Below are 16398 nucleotides of genomic sequence, written 5' to 3' on the forward strand. Positions count from 1 at the left end.
TGTCGGGACGGCGAAGTCATTACCCAATCGACCCTCGAGATATTCAGGCGGTTGCCGCCACCGACAGGACGGCGGGATCGACGTTGCCGCCCGAGATGACCGCGACCGTGCGGCCCTGCGGCATCTGGTCGCGGCGGAAGAGGAACGCGGCCGACGCCACCGCGCCGCTCGGCTCGACGACGAGCCGGGACCGCTGCACCAGGCGGGCGGTCGCGGCGGCGATCTGGGCCTCGGTGACGGTGATGATGCCGTCGAGCCGGGCCTTGAGGTGCGCGAAGGTCAACTCGCTCAACGGCACCCGCAGCCCGTCGGCGCTGGTGCGCACCAGGTCGGCCACGTCCCAGTTGACCAGCGTGCCGCGCTCCAGCGACTCGTGCGCGTCGCCGGCGAGTTCGGGCTCCACACCGAACACCTTGACCTCGGGCCGGCGGGCCTTGACCGCGGTCGCCACGCCGGAGGCGAGCCCGCCGCCGCCGACCGGGACCAGCACCACCTCGACGTCGGGGCAGTCGGCGAGGATCTCCAGGCCGACCGTGCCCTGCCCGGCGATGATGTCGCGGTGGTCGTAGGGCGGGATCAGCGTCAGCCCGCGCTCGTCGGCCAACCGCTGCGCCTCGGCCGCGCGCCGGCTCGGCGGGACCATCAGGATTTCGGCACCGATGTCGCGTACGGCGGCAATCTTGATCTTTGGTGCCGTGTCCGGAATGACCACCACGCACGGTGCGCCGTAGACCCGGGCCGCGTAGGCGAGAGCCTGGCCGTGGTTGCCGGACGAGTGCGTGACCACGCCGCGGGCGCGCTGCTCCGGAGTCAGCCGGGAAACCGCGTTGGTGGCGCCGCGGAGCTTGAACGAGCCGACGGGTTGCAGGCTTTCGGGCTTGAGGTGCAGGCCGGGGGCCCAGACGGCCGGCAGCACGGTGGTGCGCACCACGGAGCCGGCAATCGCCTGGGCCGCCGCTTCGACGTCGTCGACCGAGATGAGGTCGACGGTCACCCCTCGCTCTCCGGACGGGCAACGTAGACACCCTTGCCCTGGCGGCCGTCGAGCAGGCCCTCGGTCTTGAGGACCAACATGGCGGACTCGATCGTCTGGCTGCTCACGCCGTATTGCGCGCACATCTCGCGCTTGGTCGGCAGCTTGGCACCCGGCGCCAGTCGACCGTCCTTGATCTGCTCACGGAGGTCGTCGGCGACACGTCGGTAGTCCGGCTTGTAAGGGGACATCGGCTCACTTCCGAGTTGGCCTGTCCAGTAGATCACCCCGTTTGCAATCTTGCAACTACAAGACGACTAACCAAAGTTGCGAGGCAATGTAGACGTGCCAGAGTTGCCCTGACAGCATGTGTATCTGAAGGTGCTCGCTTTCCGAGTTGGCGCTTGAGAACGGGCTCCTTCACCCCCGGTTCGGGCACCGTGCCCGTTCCGAGCCGGGGCGGGCCCGGCGACCTGTCACCGACCCGCCCCGGCGACTCCAGAAGGCCATGCCCGATCCCGCGCACGCCCCAGCGTGATCCCCCGCGGGAACCCGGGCACCGGCCGGCGGCGGCAGCGGTCCGTGACCCGAGCTCCGGGCCGCTGTCTGCCACGGACCGCTCAAGGAGCCCGGCGATGTTCTTCAAGCGTCCCGATCCGGCCCAGGTGGAGGCGTGGAACCGCACCTACCTGGAGCACACCCGAGATCCTGACGACCCGACGCGGTGCGCTCTTCCCGAGTGCGCCGGCCGGTTCCCGTGCGCTCCGCGCGTCGAGGCCGCGGAACTACTGATCGTGGCCGGGATCGGCATACCGTACGACCCGCGCCAGTATCCGACCTAGTTGCACAGCGTCACGGACGGTGTGCGTGTCAGACCGCGTCGTTTTCCGTTGGCCGCGGGGCGGGTGTTCGGGTCAGCTGGGCCAGGCGGGTCACCGCGGCCATCACGATGGCCTCGGTTTCCGCGCTCAGCAGCGGTGGCGCCTTCTTGCGGCGGCGCACCGCCCAGGTGTGGTTGAGGTCGTCGACGAAGCGTTGGCGGTCGGTCAGGAACGCCAGTTCCGGGTCGGCGCGGGCCTGGTCCCACACCAGCTCTTCGGTCGTGGCGAGCAGCGCGCGCCCGAGGTTTGCCCAGGCGAGGGGCAGGTAGGCGGCGGACTCGACCCGCTCGGCCGCGCAGGAATAGAGGCAGGCGATCGCATAGAGGGTGCTCGAGTCGGAGGCGGCCTTGGGTGGCTGGTCGCGCAGCTCCTCGGCCGCCACCGCGGTTGCCGCGGGGTCGCCGGAGAGCAGGGCGCACTTGAGCCGGCGGACGCGTTGACGCTCGCGCTCGTCGGCCAGTTCCGTCGCCGTCGCCGAACCGGCGTTGTCACCGGGGTTGGTGACCAGCCGCTGCTCGGCCTCGCCCCAGCTCTCGCTGGCGTCGAGGAACGCGCGACGGGCCTTGGCCTCGACGTTTTCGACGCGGTAGGCGAAGCCCAGACGCTCCTGCACCGCGCCGCGAATCGACGCCGGGCGGTGGTAGGCCCGCAGCGCCGTGCCGACCTGTGAGAGGTCGTCCAGCGCCTCCGCGCCGAAGGCCAGCGAGTGGTCGGCGTATTCCTTCATCGCGTCGAGCGTCAGCGCCGCCGCCAGCATCCGCTGCAGCTCGAGCCGGGTGGCCAGGGTCTTTCGGCGGCTCAGCCACGGCACCCGCAGCGAACGCGCCGGGGTTGCCCGCAGCCGGCGGGCGACCAGCCGCAGCGCCACCCAGTGCGCGGCCGGCTCGATGAGCGTGACCAGCCGTTCCTGCCAGGACTGCCCGGCCGGGTCGATCCCGGGCGGCTCCCACAGCGTCGTCGCCGCGATCGGCGAGCCGTCGAGCTCGTGCAACTCGATCGCGAGGCCCAACCGCTGGTTGCCGCTCTCACCGCGCAGCAGCGGCGCGGTCTGGACGAGACAGCCACGCGGGTTGGGCAGCGCCGAGCTGAGCGCGCCGAGGATGCCGTCGGCCTGGCCGGGCGCGACCGCCCGCAGGCCGTTGGCCACTGTCGCCATCGTGTCTTTGGCCGCCGAGGTGATCGCCTCGGTGTCGTCGGTGATCGCGATCTCGGTCGGCAGCCGCTGCAACCGCACGTCGCGCTGGAAGACGTCGTCGACGATCCCGCGGGCCGCGGCGGCCTCGTCGGCCAGGGCCGCCTGCACCCGTTGCCGCAACCACGGCGACAGGGTCAACGCCTCGCCCTCGCTGCCCGCGATCGCCGCGGGCAGGGGCGCGGTGTCGCTGATGACCAGCTGTTGCCGCAACCGGTCGCGGATCGCCCGGGACAACCCGACCAGGATCACCACGACGGCGACGACCGCGGCGGCGGCCAGCGTCGCCTTGCTGATCGTGTCGGCGAGCGCGCCGACATCGTCGATGCTGAAAGCGAGCAGCGGCTGCGCCATTGCATCTCCAATCGTCCCGGCTCAATCTAGAGAAAGCGCCGCCGCCGGGCGACCCCTGTGGACAACCAGCCGAGGGAGGGAAGGTGCCGGATAGCTTCCTGCCGTCGCGACACGGGTTCACCTTCGACAACGTGTGGCCCGCCCAACCCGCCGTCGTCGTGCCGACCCCGTTCGGCGATGTGCCGTTCGGCAAGGCCAACGGTGGCCTGTGCGGTGGCATGGTGTTCGCCGCCCTCGACTACTGGAATGCCGGCAAGCCGCCGCCCGCCAACCGGCCGGCTTTGGGCACGCCGCTCTACGCGTTCATCGTGCGTCGCCTGCTGGAGTCGTGGCGACTACCCGGCGGCGTCGCGAAATACTACGAGTGGATGGGCATGCCCGACGCCGACGCACCCGGCTTTCAACTCTTCGGCCGCCCACTGCTGACCCGGCGCGGCATCGCCTACCGCACCGTCAGCGACGAGTGGCCGGCCATCCGGGGTGAACTCGACCGCGGCGCGCCGGTGCCACTCGGCGTGATCACCGTGGCGTCGCGGCAGCCCCGCGACCTGGCGCTCAACCATCAGGTGCTGGCCTACGGCTACGCCAACGCCGGCGACCAGATCACGGTCAAGGTCTACGACCCCAACCGCGGCCGCCGGGACGATATCGCGATCACCTTCACGACCGGTGCCGCCCCGACGACGTTCACCCACAACCTCGGCATCGGCGGGCGATCGGTCCGCGGCTTCTTCCGCACCGGCTACCGCGCGCAGCGGCTACCGTCCGGCGGCTGACATCGCCTTGGCCAACTCCGGCGCGGTCTCCTCGGGCCGGCTGGGGTTGACCAACAGGCCGGTGGCAAGTTCGAGACCGGCGAACGTCGTCGTACGCGGGAAGATCTCGACGTGCCATTGACACCAGCGTGAGCTGTCTACATCAGAAGGTCCAGCGTGGACGACCAAGTTGTAGGCCGGGTCGCCCAGCACCTCGGCCAGCCCGCGAAGCAGCGCCGGCAGGGCCTTGGCGACGGCCGCGAGCCCGTCGTCGGTGGCGTCCGCGAGCGAGCCACGGCCGTCATCGGGCACGAGCACGGTCTGCTGGGGCACGGAGGCCGCGTACGGCTGATAGACCAGCACTCCGTTGTCGGCGACGAGCCGCTCGCCCGCGGCCCGCTCGGCGGCCGCGAGGTCGTCGACCAACCGGCGCCCGGTGTCGGCGTAGTGTCCGCGGGCCAGTCGCCAGCGCGCGGCCAGACCGGGCGGCGCCTGGTCGAGCGCGACGAGTTGGCTGTGCGGGTGGCGCAGCGAGGCACCCGCGGCGGCGCCGTAGTTGCGGAACACCACGACCGCGGCCGGTCGCCGCACGGCCAGCGCCCGGGCCCGCTCGCGCAGCCCGAGCAGCACCTCGAGCGCCTTGTCGGTGCTGGCGAACCGCAGGTCCCAGTCGTGCTCCGGCGACTCGACGAGCACCTCGTGGTCGCCGGTCGCCGGGAATCGAGAGAACAGGCCGGTCGCCGTACTCCCCTCTGGTCCTCCTGGGCCCACGATCGGGAACTTGTTGGCGAACGCCCGCACCCGCCACGGACCGTCGCCGGCCGGCATGCGCATCCGCTCGGGCGGCGTCTGGTCCTCGTGACCCGCACAGAACGGACAGCCAGCCGGGGCCGGCCGCGCGTCGTCCGGCCGCTGCGCCCGCCGCGGCGCACTCAGCCGCCACTCACCGGTCTCCGGGTCGACCCTCGTCTCCGTGATCACGTTCACCAACCTAAGGGATCAAGGAAGGCGTTAGCACTCTTGTACGAAGGGGCGCTACGCTGCGGTTATGCACGGGATCGCACATCAGCCCTCGATGTTTGACCTGGTCGACGAGCCGACCCTCGGTCAACTGGAAGATCGCGTCCAGCGCACGACGCTCACCCGCGGGGCCTGGGTCGACCACCTCCCCGCCTGGGTCGACGGCTCCGAGTCGATCCTGGAAACGCTCCTCGGCGACATCGGCTGGCGGGCGGAGCGACGCGAGATGTACGAGCGCGAGGTCGACGTCCCGCGTCTGCTCCGCTGGTATGACGTCGGCGAGGAGTTGCCGCACCCGCTGCTGACCGAAGCCCGGGAGCGACTGACCGCCTACTACGCCGAGGAGTTGCGCGAGCCGTTCGTCACGACCGGCATGTGCCTCTACCGCGACGGCCGCGACAGCGTCGCCTGGCACGGCGACACCACGGGTCGCTCGTCGAGCCAGGACACGCTGGTCGCGATCGTCTCGTTCGGCTCACCCCGGCCGTTGATGCTGCGCCCACGCGGCGGTGGCGGCGACACCCTCAGGTTCCCGCTCGGCCACGGTGACCTGGTCGTCATGGGCGGCTCCTGCCAGCGCACCTGGGAGCACGCCATCCCGAAGACCGCCAAGAAGGTCGGCCCTCGGGTCAGCGTCCAGTTCCGCCCGGTTGGGGTCAGCTAGCGAAATAGTGGCCGACGGCCAGGTCCTCGATCAGGCCAGGATGTGTCGGCTCCCAGCCGAGCAGCCGGCGGGTCGCCTCGCTCGAGGCCGGGCCGTCGGTAGCGAAGAAGCGCCCGATCCAGCCGAAGTGCTCTGCGGCGTCGGCCGCCGGGATGGAGACCACCGGCACGTCGAGGCCGCGGCCGATGGCCTCGGCGATCGCCCGGCTGGGCACGCCCTCGTCGGCGACGGCGTGCAGGGCCGAGCCGGCCGGTGCGTCCGTGACGGCCAGGCGCACCAGCTTGGCGGCATCCAGCCGGTGCACCGCCGACCAGCGGTTGGTGCCCTCGTCGATGTAGGCGGAAACGCCCTTGTCGCGGGCGATCTCGATCAGCACGGCCAGGAAGCCGTAGTCCCCGGGCCCGTGCACCGTGGGCGCGAAGCGCACGGCCGACGACCGGACGCCCCGTGCGGCCAATGCCAGCGCCGCCCGGGCGCCAGCGATCCGCGGGTGGGCGCGTGGGTCCGGCTCGTCCGACTCGGTGGCGACCCGGCCGGACGCCAGCCCGAGTACGCCGGCGGCGACGACGAACGGCCGGTCGGTGCCCGCGAGTTCGGCGCCGATCGTGTCGATCACGGCCCGGTCGGTGCGCGCCGCGTCCGCCATCCGGGAGAAGTCGTGGTTGTAGCCCAGGTGGACCACCCCGTCGGAAGCGGCCGCGGCGGCCCGCAGGCCGTCGAGATCGTCGAGGTTACCGCGCTGGACGTCGGCGCCCAGGGCGGCGACCGACGCGGCAGCGGTGTCGGAGCGGGCGAGGCCGACGACCTTGTGCCCGGCGTCGAGCAGTTCGGGGATGACCGCGGAGCCGATCCACCCGCTCGCGCCGGTGACGAAGATGCGCATGAGATTCCTCCAGTGATGTCACTTGATGACATCACCACCGTACCAGGTGATGTCACCAAGTGACATGACTAGACTCATCGGCCATGGCGCGATGGGAGGCAGACGCGAGCGGCCGGCTCCGCGAGGCGGCGCTGGAGCTCTATGTCTCGCGCGGCTTCGAGCAGACCACGGTCGCCGAGATCGCCGCCCGGGCCGGGCTCACCGCCCGCACCTTCTTCCGGCATTTCGCCGACAAGCGCGAGGTCCTGTTCGCCGGCTCGGCCGAGTTGCAGGCCCGGCTCGTGGACGCGTTGGTCGCGGCGCCCGAAGCGGCCTCCCCCATGCAGGCCGTCGGCGCCGCCCTCGACGCGGCCGCCGCGCTGCTCGGACAGAACCACCAGCGCTCCCGGCAGCGCCAGTCCGTCATCAACAGCAACCCGGAACTGCGAGAACGCGAATTGATCAAGATGGCGTCGCTGTCCACCGCCCTGGCCGACGGCCTCCGCCGGCGCGGCGTCGCCGAGCCCGATGCGAGCCTGGCCGCCGAGGCGGGGATCGTCGTGTTCCGTGTCGCCTTCGAACGCTGGATCAGCGAGCCGGACGGCCCAGACCTGGCGCGGACAATGCGCGACGCCCTCGACCGCTTGAAAGCCGTCACCGGTTGACCCGCGACCGCCGTGGTGTCAGAGGTCGGCCAACGCCCGCGCCTCGGTCATGATCGCGGCGCCGCCCGGCACGTTGCCGTGGTGGGCCGCCCATAGGGCCGTCTCGACCCGGCGGGCCACCGACCACAGCACGATTCGTTCGGGAGACAAGGACAGCTCGTCTGCCAGCAACCGGACCCGGGCCCGCAGCACCGCCGCCGGGTCGGGGTGGGCGAACGGGTCGTCGATCTGTTCGAGCAGCGGCCACGGATCGTAGGCCGGGTCGCCGACCATCGGTTTGGGATCGATCGCGAGCCAGCCACCGTCGGGCCCGGACAGGATGTTGCCCGGGTTGAAATCGCCGTGCAGCAGGACCGTGCGCGGGGCCGACCCGGGAAGTTGCCGCAACAAGCGGACGCCTTCGGCCACCAGCCCCGGGTCGTAGCCCGGCCGGATCCGGGCCATCCGTTCCTCCGCCAGGTCGGCCCAGTCGGCGGTCACCGCAGCCAACCGCTCGATCGACTCGACGGCCCGCCCTTCCCACAGCAGCCGCAGCACCGCGCACCCGGCGCGCAACCGTTGCCTAGCCTCCGTCGGCGAATCGGCCAGTGGCAACCCGGGATCGCAACGCTCCAGCAGCAGCGCGTGCCGGACCGGATCATGAGCCAGCAGGCGTACGGCACCACGGCCGTCCCACGCACGCAGGGCGGCCGGCTCGCCGTACATCTCCCGGTGTGGCCAGCCGATTTTGACTATCGCCCCGGTGCCGTCGGGCAGTGCCGCCGGCGCCACCCAGCTGCAACTGCCCGCCGGCAACGGCGGTGACAACCGCAGGCCGAACGCCGTGCGGACCTGCTCGACGAGCGACGGCAGCTCGGCCAGCCACCGCCGCCCGTCATCGAGTTGACCGAGTTGCCGCACCACCGGCAGGGTCGGCGGCACCAGGTCGACGTCGCGCACACTGCCAGGCTAGGGCTGATAGTGGTTGACCACGACCCGGCCGTCGACCACGCGGGAGTCGACCAGCCGCAGGTCGCGACGCTGCCCAGGATCCGTGAAGAGCTGCCGGCCGCCGCCGAGCACGACCGGGTGCACCGCCACGTGATACTCGTCGATCAGGCCCAGCCCGGTCAGTGCCGCGGCCGCCGATGCACCGCCGGTCAGCAGGATGTCGCCGCCGGGCCGGTCCTTGAGCGCGGCGACCTGCTCGGCACCGATGACCTGGCTCGTCCAGTCGTCGCCCGGATAGCTGCGGGAGATGACGACCTTCGGCGTCGCCCGCCAGAAGGGCGCGAACGACGCGACGTGCGGATCGTCCGACATGGACTCGGCGGCGGGCCAGAAGCCGACCATCATCTGCCAGACCGCGCGGCCGAACAGCAGGGTGTCGACCCGCTTGTCCAGGCTCTCGGAATAGGCCGACAGCTCCGGACCCATCGCCGGCCAGTCGAACTCGCCGTTGGGGCCATCGATGAAACCGTCGACCGACGCGTGCACCCAGTAAATGATCTTCCGCATGACTGGCTCCTCGTGGTTGGCTACCGTGCTTTCACCCTGAGGTCGGAGCCGCCGCCCGCTCTTCGACATGCCGGAGGAATCGTTCGCCAACTTCTGCGACATCGGCGGCGGTCCAGTCGAGCGCCGGCGCGCTAACGGTGATCTCGGTCAGCGCCACACCCGGCACACCGGCCTCCTGCCAACCGGCGGCGAACCACACCTTCTCCTGCTCGGCGAGCGCCAGCGCGGCGTCGTTGAGCGCCTCCGCCGCATACGGCAGCCAGAGGCGGAAGCGCTGGGTGTGCGGCGGTTCCGGAAAGACGCGGGCACCGGGGAGCGCCGCCAGCGCCGCCGCGATGCCCGGCGCGTGCCGCACGTAGTCGGGAATCCGCGGCAACTCCCGGTCGAGCCCGGCGAGCGCACTCAGGGCCGCCGGCCACTGCTGATAGAGCATGCCGCCGTAACGATGCCGCCAGATCCGGGCATAGGCCACGAAATCCGCACTGCCCGCGAGCGCCGCACCGCTGAGACCGCCCACCGTCTTGTAGAACGAGACGTAGACGCTGTCGGCCAGACCAGCGATCTCGCGCAGGCCGTGCCCCAGGTACGGGACGGACTCCCAGATCCGGGCCCCGTCGAAATGCACCCGGGCGCCGAGGCCGCGGGCGGCGGCGGAGGCGGCGACGAGTTCGTCCCAGGTCGGCAGGACAAACCCGGCATCCCGCAACGGCAGTTCGAGGACGACGGCGCTGACCGGCTCCGCGATGGCGGCGATCTCGTCGGCGGTGGGATTGCGCGGCGAGGTCGTCGGCCAGGTGCTACGCAAGCCACTGAGCTGGGCGTACGCGTGCCGCTCATGCACCTCGAGGTGGCCGAGCGGATGCGTGGCGACGGTGTTGCGCCCGCTGCGGTCGGCCCCGTAACGCAGCGCCACCTGCTGCGCCATCGTGCCGGTCGGGAAGAAGACGGCGGCGTCGGTGCCCAGCAGCCCGGCCACCCGCTCTTCGAGGGTGGTCACCGGCCCGTCGCCGTAGAAGTCGGGCTGACCGTCGAGGTCGCCGCCGGCCTCGAAGTCGGCCAGCCGGTCCCGCATGCTCCGCGGCCGGTCGCCCGACAGGATCCGCTCGCACGCCCGCATCGCGGCAACGCGACGTTGCCTCATGTTGTCAGCCACCGCCTGATCCTCGCAGGCCTTGGTCAGCGGTGAGATGGGGCGTGATCGTGGGCGTGCCGCAGGTGCCGCGTCTCATCGACCAAGTCCCTCGTGCCGGTGGGCTGCCCCCGCCGATGATGGTGGGAGCAGCCCGGTCCTGTCGAAAACGTCAGTGGATGTCGCCGGCCGACGGCAGGCCGTCGTCTGTGAAACCGGCCGACAGCACCGCCGTGTAGCTGCTCCGGACCCCGTCGGTCCACCGCTCCTGCGCGAGCGCGGCCCCGCTGGCCGGGTCGATGATCAGTCGCACCTGCCCTCGCGCGCCCCCGTCGCCGCGGTGCTCGATAGCGACGGCGATGCCGCTGCGCCCGGCCGCGTCGGTGACCGGGCCGAGCACCGTGACTCCCGGCACGCCGGCCAGCATCCGGTAGGCGGCCGCGCGTACCTCCGGACGGGCCGGCAGGTTGAGCACCAGCGCGCTGGCGGCGTAGAACAGGAAATCCGACCGGTCGCCGGCGGCGTACCAGCTGAGCAGTTTCGCCTTGAGCTGGTCGGGCCCGGCCGGGAGCGCGGCGATCTCGCGCGCCGACCGGCCCTGCCCGCCGAGCAGGAAGTTGTTCGCGGCGCTGTGGCCTCGCAGATCGCGCCGGCTCCACCTCCCGGTCGCTGGGTCGCGCAGGTATGCCGCGCTGGGCTTGCGGTCCACTGTGGTCAGCCATTGCTCGATGACCATCCTGGGTCGGTCTTTCTCGGCTTCCTCGCTGCGGTAGACCCAGTAGGCGCCGGTGCGGTCGGGCGCCGTCGCGCTGGCGGTGGCCGCCACCAACAGCCAGTCGCCGGTGGTCGGCGGAGCCGCGGCGTCGGTGCGCACGGGTGGGCGCGCGCTGTCCGGCAGCACGACGGCCGTGACGCCGACGGCCGCGGCGGCGACGGCCGCGGCGGCGACGGCCGCGGCGGCGACCAGGGCGCCACCGGCGAGCACCAGGCGGCGGGTGGGCAGGCCGCGGGTCGCCTGCGGGTGGGCGGTGAAGGCGACCGGGTCGGCCGGCGGTGCGTCCGGGTCGAGCCGGGCCGGGCGGGCCTCGGCCAGTTCGCGCAGGGCGTCGCGGTGGGTGGTCATCGGCTGAACTCCTTGCTGGTGAAGGTGACGGGGCTGCGACGGCCGGCCGGTGCCGGTGCGGACAGGGCCTGCTGCAGGCGTTTGCGTGCGCGGTGCAGCCGGACGGAGTAGGTGGCGGTCGAGCAGCCGATCACCCGGGCCGCCTCGCGCGGGCTCAGCCCGTGCCAGGCCACCAGGGTGAGCAGTTCGCGGTCGTCGTCGCCGAGCGAGGCAAGCGCGGCGAGCATCGCCGCCTTCTCGGTCACGCCGTCGGCCACGTCATGCTCGGCGTCGTCGACCCAGGCCCGCATCTCCTTGGCGAGCGCGGTCTGCCGGGCCTCCGCGTGGTAGCGCCGGCGCACCACGTTGCGGGCAACGCCGAGCAACCACGGCAACGGCGCGGCCGGTGGAACCGAGGCCAGCTTGCGCCACGCGATGAGGAACGTTTCGCCGACGACATCGTCAGCGAAATCACGACCGGCCCGGTTCACCGCGTACGCGTACACCTGCGCATGATGTTCGTAGTAGATCGCGGTGAACCGGCGCCCGGCGTCGGCATGCGTCACTGGCTCTCCTTCGCTCGGTGGAAGTCGTCACCGAGTAGTCCGCGCCCGCCGCCGTTTCTTACCCGCCGTCTCGGCCGAAGCTCGCCGCGCGACGTGCGACACCTTTTGATTCCTGGTGCGGCTGGTCGCGCGGACCCGGCATCGGGGGGCGTTTCCGATCAGGCGTCGATTCGAGCCCGACGGGAGCCGACGCCGTTCAGGGCTTGCAGCGCGTGCGCAGCGTCGACGCGCCGGCGCCGGTCAGCTCGTCGCAGTAGACGCCCCGCCCGGCCAGCGCCATCGTGAGCGCGAGCGTCGTGCCGCTCACCAGCGGCCCGTCGCCGGTGGCGAACGGCCCGTCGGTCGCCTCCAATCGCAAGCCCTTCGCGTTGGTACGCCCGGCGACGGTGAAATCGCGGCTCGCGAAGAAGCGGGCAACCTCGGTGACGGCCTCGATCGCGGGCGTGCGCGGCAGGCCGAGCGGCCGCCGGATGTCCTGCCCGTGCACGACCACCTCGCCGAGCCAGGCCGCGGTGTGCCCGGTCGGCGCCGTGGTGCTGGGGATGATCTGCCGGAACCGGTCGAGGGTCTCGGCCGGCGTCGCGCCGCGTTGCTCGGCCAGCCGGCGCTGGTTGTGCAGGTCGGCGTCGAAGCGCGCGCCCGCCATGCTCTTCAGCCAACCGAACCTCGTCGTGCTCGCCGCCGCGGTGAGGTGGGCGACCACGTCTTCGACCACCCATTCGCCGCACAGCGAGCGCTGGGCCCACTGCTCGTCGGAAAGCCCGGCCAGGTCGTCGGCGAGGGCCGCCCGCTCCGCGTGGACGGCGCCCCAGAGAGCGTCGCGCGGCATGGCGTCTCCCTTGCTGGAAGGGTGGTGTGAGAGCAGCGCTCAGCCTAAACCAAGGAGTGCTGATGTCCAGGGCGCATTTGTACGACACCATCGGAACGACCTACACCCGTACGCGGCACACCGAGCCGAGGATCGCCGCGCAGATCTGGGCCGCGCTCGGCGACGCCCGCACCGTGCTGAACGTCGGCGCGGGCACCGGCTCCTACGAGCCCGCCGACCGTGCCGTCACCGCCGTGGAACCGTCGGCGGCCATGCGCGCACAGCGCACCGCGACCGCGGCGCCGTGCGTGGCCGCCACCGCGGCGAGCCTTCCGTTCGCGGACCAGTCGTTCGACGCCGCGATGGCTCTTGCCACCATCGACCACTGGCCGGACCCGATCGCGGGTCTGCACGAGATGCGGCGTGTGGCGCGCCGCGTGGTGGTCTTCACCCACGACGCGAGCGACCCCGACCGCTTCTGGCTGACGCGCGACTACCTACCGGAGCACCCGAGCCTCTGGGCCGGTCGGCCATCGTTGGCCGAGTTGGCCACCGCGATCGCCGCCCGCATCGAACCGGTCCGCATCCCGTGGGACTGCGCGGACGGCTTCTACGAGGCCTACTGGCGCCGCCCCGAGGCATACCTCGACGAAGACGTCCGCCGCGGAATGTCGGTCTGGGCCAGAGTCGGCCCGCAGGCCGAGCACCGAGCCGTGCGCGACCTGCGCGCGGATCTCGCGTCCGGCCGCTGGGCCGAACGCAACCGGGACATTCTCGATCTCGACGCCGCGGAACTCGACAGCCGCCTGCTCATCGCCTAGGCATGCCGGTGGCCGGAGGGGCCCGCCGCCGAAGCGGCGGGCCCGTCCCTTCAGGTCAGCCGGTCGTGGCCTGGCCGAAGATGTCCTGGTCGAGCCCGCCCGCGTTGGGACAGGTGTCCGGCCCCCAGGCCCCGGACGCGTCCTGGACGCGGCACTGCTTGACGTCGAAGCCCTCCCCGCCGGCGTAGCGCGGGTCGTCGCCGCCGACGACCTGACGGTTGTCGGTCCAGACGTTGAAGGCGAAGTGCCCGACCGACGACACGTAGTTGTAGTCGCCGTGGAACGGCACGCGGCGGTCGCCGAACATCTCGTAGTTCGGCATTTGACTGACCGTCGAGAGCCGGCTGATCGCCCAGGAGGAGCCTCCGTTGGTCGATGACGCGCCGAACGTGTCCAGGCCCGCGGTGGCCGAGGCGAAACCGGCGGCGTCGCGGTGGGCGCCGTCGTTGCCCGGCGGGTACTGGACGCTGTAGGCGGGGTCGAGACGGCTGTCGTGCCACACAGTGTGGAGTACGCCGCCGTCGGCGTTGATGTCCGGGAAGAACTGGTGGCCGCGCGGCGTGGGCGCGACCAGCCTCGGTGTCGCCCATCCGGCGGAGCCCAGTGAGGTGAAGTAGACGCCGCCCTGGCCCACGCGCAAGGTGTCGCCCACCGGGTCGGCGGTGTTGTAGGTCGTCTGCGAAGCCACCTCGGTGCCCGGGATCGTGGCGTCGTAGACGAGGTATACCCGCTGGTCGGCCGCTTTCGGGTCGGCGGTGATCCGGGGCTGGCTGTCATGGCGGAAGAAGACGAATCCGCTCTGGCAAGCGAACGGGCCCGATCCGCAGTCGCGGCTGTCGCCGACTGATTCCTCGCTGGCCTCGGACTCCGGGCCGTCGGCGTTCTCGTACGCCTGCTCGTGCGCCTCTTCGGCCGCCTCCGGGTCGCCGGCCGAGTCCGCCGCGTCGAACGGTTCGAAGCTGGCAGCCACGGCCGGCTCGGTGAAGGTGCGACCGCCGTCGTGCGAGACGACGTACGCGATCTCGCTTTCCTGGTGGCCGCGGTTGGACTCGAACTGCCGGTAAGCGATGTAGACGGTGCCGTTGCTGGTCACCGCGATGTCCGCGAACTGTACGTTCTTCGAACCCGTGGAAATCTTCGCCATCTGGCTGAAGATGTTCCCATGGTCGGTGGACCGGGTGAAGTAGATCGAGTTGTTGCCGCCGACACCCTGGAAGACGCTCCACGCCGCGTACACGTTGCCCTGATAGGGGCTGTTCACGCCGCGGTCGACCTCGATCGCGGTCTTGTCGTTGAAGCGCCCGTTGAGGGCGGGCGTACCACGGCCGACGATCCGCGTACGCACGTAGCGGGCGCCGTCGTTGTCGTAGGTCGCCACCCAGACCGAGGCGTTCTGCGGCGCGACCCGGTTGAACGCGTTACCCATGTAGAACAGCCGGCCCTGGTTGTCCCAGGCCTGCACCGGGTCGCCGGCGTTGGTGATGCCGCGCTGGTGCAGCGGGCTGGCCAGACCCTCCGGCGAGGTGTCGGTCGGGTATCCCGGCAGCAGGCTGTCGACCCAGCTCGCACCGCTGTTGCTGCTGCGGTAGTAGCCGGCCCATGTGCCGCCCGCGACCTCGACCGTGCAGTAGTCGTTGGACCCGGCCACGATGATCGTCGCGTTGCGCGGGTCGACGGCGGCGGACGGCTCGTTCTGCTGCCGCCGGTTCGTGCCACAGGTCGCGATGGCGTCCCCCTGTGCCACAGGACTGTTGTTCGCCTTGACGTAGGCCGCGTCAACCGTGACGGCGACGTTCCCGCCGACCGGTGTGGCAGCCGCCGCCGGCTGCATGGACACCGCGGTGAGCCCGGCCACCGCAGCGGCGATCCACGCGCTTCGGATGCTGATATGGCGCATCCCGTACTCCTTCCGGTGCGACTGATCGCACGAGGCACCGGCCTCCATGGCCGGGCGCGACGGGCCTGGCCAAACGCCGGCCCGCAACGTCGAGCCCTATCAACGTTCCCGAATCGCTGCAACGGCGGCCGTGGCATCCCCCGTGGCACGTGAAAAGGAGCAAAAACCTGTGACACTTTTGGACTGACCACAATGCGCGGATTCGCGTACGTAATTCCGAAGAGGGATGGGTTGCCATGTTTCATGCCCGAGCGGTCGACGCCCGGGTGCCGTCCGCCGTCCGGTGGATGTCCCCTGGTTGTGGACGCGTGCGAATATGCCCGGACTGTTGATCAGCGGGGAGTGTCGATGTCCAGTTCGCGAGGCGCCGGCCGGCGCGCGTTCCTCAAGCGTGGCGGAGCCGTGGCCGCTGGTGCCGTGGCGGGTGCGGTTGTCGCCGGTCCGGCCCAGGCAGCGCCGGGTGATGCGATGATCCTCGGGGCGGCCACGTCGGCTGGCGATGCGACCACGTCGCTGGAGGCGGCCGACAGTGTCGAGCTGGCGCTGCTGCTGGAGAACGCGAACGGGCCGGCGCTGCGGCTCACGCCTACCGCTGAGGCCGCGTTCCCGCAGATGTACTCGAGTGAGCCCGGAACTGTCCTGGTCGATGAGGCTGGCCAGGTGTGGAATCGCTCCGAAAACGGCGTCAAGTTCGGTTACGTGTGGTCGACGGATTGGGCCCAGACGTCGGTTTCGATCGATCCGGTGCGGGTCCTGGACACCCGCAACGCCGCGGGACGCGCGGCGATCGTGTCGAACCGGTCGGCGCTGGACTCGGCTGGCAGGTTGCGGGGCGGTCAGTCGATCGTGGTCAGCCTCGACTCCTTCGTGACCGAGGGCCAAGCGGTCAAGGCCAACCTAGCGGCCGTCGACACGACCGCTGGCGGCTACCTGACCATCTGGGGCAGCGGATCCCGGCCGACGGCGTCCTCGCTGAACTGGTGGGCCAAAGGCCAGGTCCTCTCCGCGTTCGTGTTCGTCAGACTTGGCGCCAGCGGCTCGTTCCGCAGCGTGGTCACGATCTTCGCCAACACCGCCACCCATGTGCTGCTCGACGTCACGAGCTTTGTCGTTGCACACCCGAGCCAGGTCAAGGTCGGCGACCAACCGGCCCCACTGCCCGGCCTGGCCCCGCGTCGGCCGGACGCCGCGCCCGAGATCAGCTGAGGCACG

General features: G+C 71.4%; 17 protein-coding genes and 1 pseudogene. 6 read left to right on the forward strand and 12 right to left on the reverse strand.

What is annotated here, in order from left to right:
* Positions 1–43: 43 nt before the first annotated feature.
* Together AB0J74_RS20315 and AB0J74_RS20320 are read right to left on the reverse strand one after the other, a co-directional pair.
* Positions 44–994 (reverse strand): threonine/serine dehydratase, encoded by a 951-nt coding sequence (locus AB0J74_RS20315; RefSeq protein WP_363450009.1) that lies wholly within the window; start codon positions 992–994, stop codon positions 44–46.
* Complete coding sequence (locus AB0J74_RS20320) at positions 991–1224, reverse strand: winged helix-turn-helix domain-containing protein (protein WP_089252336.1); 234 nt, start codon at positions 1222–1224, stop codon at positions 991–993. Before AB0J74_RS20320 ends, AB0J74_RS20315 begins: the two co-directional genes overlap by 4 nt.
* Positions 1225–1608: 384 nt before the next feature.
* Between AB0J74_RS20320 and AB0J74_RS20325 the strand changes: the two genes are divergently transcribed.
* A complete protein-coding gene (locus AB0J74_RS20325; protein WP_363450012.1) occupies positions 1609–1815 on the forward strand; it encodes a hypothetical protein in 207 nt (68 codons plus the stop codon).
* A 28-nt stretch (positions 1816–1843) separates the two neighbouring features.
* Here AB0J74_RS20325 and AB0J74_RS20330 read toward each other — a convergent pair whose 3' ends face one another.
* The gene (locus AB0J74_RS20330) at positions 1844–3400 is read right to left on the reverse strand and encodes a hypothetical protein (RefSeq protein ID WP_363450014.1); all 1557 of its coding nucleotides are present in this window, start codon (positions 3398–3400) and stop codon (positions 1844–1846) included.
* Between the two features lie 83 nt (positions 3401–3483).
* Between AB0J74_RS20330 and AB0J74_RS20335 the strand changes: the two genes are divergently transcribed.
* The gene (locus AB0J74_RS20335; protein ID WP_363450017.1) at positions 3484–4176 is read left to right on the forward strand and encodes a hypothetical protein; all 693 of its coding nucleotides are present in this window, start codon (positions 3484–3486) and stop codon (positions 4174–4176) included.
* Here the strand turns inward: AB0J74_RS20335 and AB0J74_RS20340 are convergent.
* On the reverse strand, positions 4159–5136 hold the full coding sequence (locus AB0J74_RS20340; RefSeq protein ID WP_363450019.1) for a hypothetical protein: 978 nt from the start codon (positions 5134–5136) through the stop codon (positions 4159–4161). The two genes, AB0J74_RS20335 and AB0J74_RS20340, sit on opposite strands and share 18 nt — an antisense overlap.
* Before the next feature lie 67 nt (positions 5137–5203).
* Here AB0J74_RS20340 and AB0J74_RS20345 point away from each other — a divergent pair, with 67 nt between their 5' ends.
* Positions 5204–5839: an alpha-ketoglutarate-dependent dioxygenase AlkB gene (locus AB0J74_RS20345; protein WP_363450021.1), complete on the forward strand. Its 636-nt coding sequence runs from the start codon at positions 5204–5206 to the stop codon at positions 5837–5839.
* Here the strand turns inward: AB0J74_RS20345 and AB0J74_RS20350 are convergent.
* Positions 5832–6722 carry an SDR family oxidoreductase gene (locus AB0J74_RS20350; protein ID WP_363450023.1) on the reverse strand — a complete coding sequence of 297 codons (891 nt, stop codon included), beginning with the start codon at positions 6720–6722 and terminating at the stop codon, positions 5832–5834. The two genes, AB0J74_RS20345 and AB0J74_RS20350, sit on opposite strands and share 8 nt — an antisense overlap.
* 83 nt (positions 6723–6805) lie before the next feature.
* Between AB0J74_RS20350 and AB0J74_RS20355 the strand changes: the two genes are divergently transcribed.
* Positions 6806–7366: a TetR family transcriptional regulator gene (locus AB0J74_RS20355; protein ID WP_363450025.1), complete on the forward strand. Its 561-nt coding sequence runs from the start codon at positions 6806–6808 to the stop codon at positions 7364–7366.
* 18 nt (positions 7367–7384) lie between these two features.
* On the opposite strand, the gene AB0J74_RS20360 is transcribed toward AB0J74_RS20355, so the two are convergent.
* The 6 genes from AB0J74_RS20360 to AB0J74_RS20385 form a co-directional block, all read right to left on the reverse strand.
* On the reverse strand, positions 7385–8305 hold the full coding sequence (locus AB0J74_RS20360; protein ID WP_363450028.1) for an aminoglycoside phosphotransferase family protein: 921 nt from the start codon (positions 8303–8305) through the stop codon (positions 7385–7387).
* A 9-nt stretch (positions 8306–8314) separates the two neighbouring features.
* Entirely contained in the window at positions 8315–8863 is a 549-nt protein-coding gene (locus AB0J74_RS20365) for a dihydrofolate reductase family protein (protein WP_363450030.1), read from the reverse strand.
* 31 nt (positions 8864–8894) lie between these two features.
* Positions 8895–10016: a beta-eliminating lyase-related protein gene (locus AB0J74_RS20370; RefSeq protein ID WP_363450032.1), complete on the reverse strand. Its 1122-nt coding sequence runs from the start codon at positions 10014–10016 to the stop codon at positions 8895–8897.
* Between the two features lie 148 nt (positions 10017–10164).
* On the reverse strand, positions 10165–11115 hold the full coding sequence (locus AB0J74_RS20375; RefSeq protein WP_363450034.1) for a CU044_5270 family protein: 951 nt from the start codon (positions 11113–11115) through the stop codon (positions 10165–10167).
* On the reverse strand, positions 11112–11660 hold the full coding sequence (locus AB0J74_RS20380) for an RNA polymerase sigma factor (protein WP_363450036.1): 549 nt from the start codon (positions 11658–11660) through the stop codon (positions 11112–11114). The genes AB0J74_RS20375 and AB0J74_RS20380 overlap by 4 nt, the downstream gene beginning before the upstream one ends.
* 196 nt (positions 11661–11856) lie before the next feature.
* Entirely contained in the window at positions 11857–12489 is a 633-nt protein-coding gene (locus tag AB0J74_RS20385; protein ID WP_363450038.1) for a maleylpyruvate isomerase family mycothiol-dependent enzyme, read from the reverse strand.
* Between the two features lie 71 nt (positions 12490–12560).
* Here AB0J74_RS20385 and AB0J74_RS20390 point away from each other — a divergent pair.
* Positions 12561–13289 (forward strand): annotated as a pseudogene (locus AB0J74_RS20390) (methyltransferase domain-containing protein); the annotation flags it as partial.
* A gap of 55 nt (positions 13290–13344) precedes the next feature.
* Here AB0J74_RS20390 and AB0J74_RS20395 read toward each other — a convergent pair.
* Positions 13345–15186 carry a sialidase family protein gene (locus AB0J74_RS20395; RefSeq protein WP_363450040.1) on the reverse strand — a complete coding sequence of 614 codons (1842 nt, stop codon included), beginning with the start codon at positions 15184–15186 and terminating at the stop codon, positions 13345–13347.
* Positions 15187–15486: 300 nt separating this feature from the next.
* On the opposite strand from AB0J74_RS20395, the gene AB0J74_RS20400 reads away from it, so the two are divergent.
* Entirely contained in the window at positions 15487–16392 is a 906-nt protein-coding gene (locus AB0J74_RS20400; protein ID WP_363450042.1) for a hypothetical protein, read from the forward strand.
* Positions 16393–16398 lie beyond the last annotated feature (6 nt).

It is taken from the genome of Asanoa sp. NPDC049573 (genome assembly GCF_040676615.1).
GTDB lineage: Bacteria > Actinomycetota > Actinomycetes > Mycobacteriales > Micromonosporaceae > Asanoa.

Coding starts and splice junctions, on each gene's coding strand:
- AB0J74_RS20320 (WP_089252336.1), bottom strand. CDS start 1,224: ATGTCCCCTTACAAGCCGGACTACCGACGTGTCGCCGACGACCTCCGT.
- AB0J74_RS20325 (WP_363450012.1), top strand. CDS start 1,609: ATGTTCTTCAAGCGTCCCGATCCGGCCCAGGTGGAGGCGTGGAACCGC.
- AB0J74_RS20330 (WP_363450014.1), bottom strand. CDS start 3,400: ATGGCGCAGCCGCTGCTCGCTTTCAGCATCGACGATGTCGGCGCGCTC.
- AB0J74_RS20345 (WP_363450021.1), top strand. CDS start 5,204: ATGCACGGGATCGCACATCAGCCCTCGATGTTTGACCTGGTCGACGAG.
- AB0J74_RS20350 (WP_363450023.1), bottom strand. CDS start 6,722: ATGCGCATCTTCGTCACCGGCGCGAGCGGGTGGATCGGCTCCGCGGTC.
- AB0J74_RS20355 (WP_363450025.1), top strand. CDS start 6,806: ATGGCGCGATGGGAGGCAGACGCGAGCGGCCGGCTCCGCGAGGCGGCG.
- AB0J74_RS20365 (WP_363450030.1), bottom strand. CDS start 8,863: ATGCGGAAGATCATTTACTGGGTGCACGCGTCGGTCGACGGTTTCATC.
- AB0J74_RS20375 (WP_363450034.1), bottom strand. CDS start 11,115: ATGACCACCCACCGCGACGCCCTGCGCGAACTGGCCGAGGCCCGCCCG.
- AB0J74_RS20385 (WP_363450038.1), bottom strand. CDS start 12,489: ATGCCGCGCGACGCTCTCTGGGGCGCCGTCCACGCGGAGCGGGCGGCC.
- AB0J74_RS20395 (WP_363450040.1), bottom strand. CDS start 15,186: ATGCGCCATATCAGCATCCGAAGCGCGTGGATCGCCGCTGCGGTGGCC.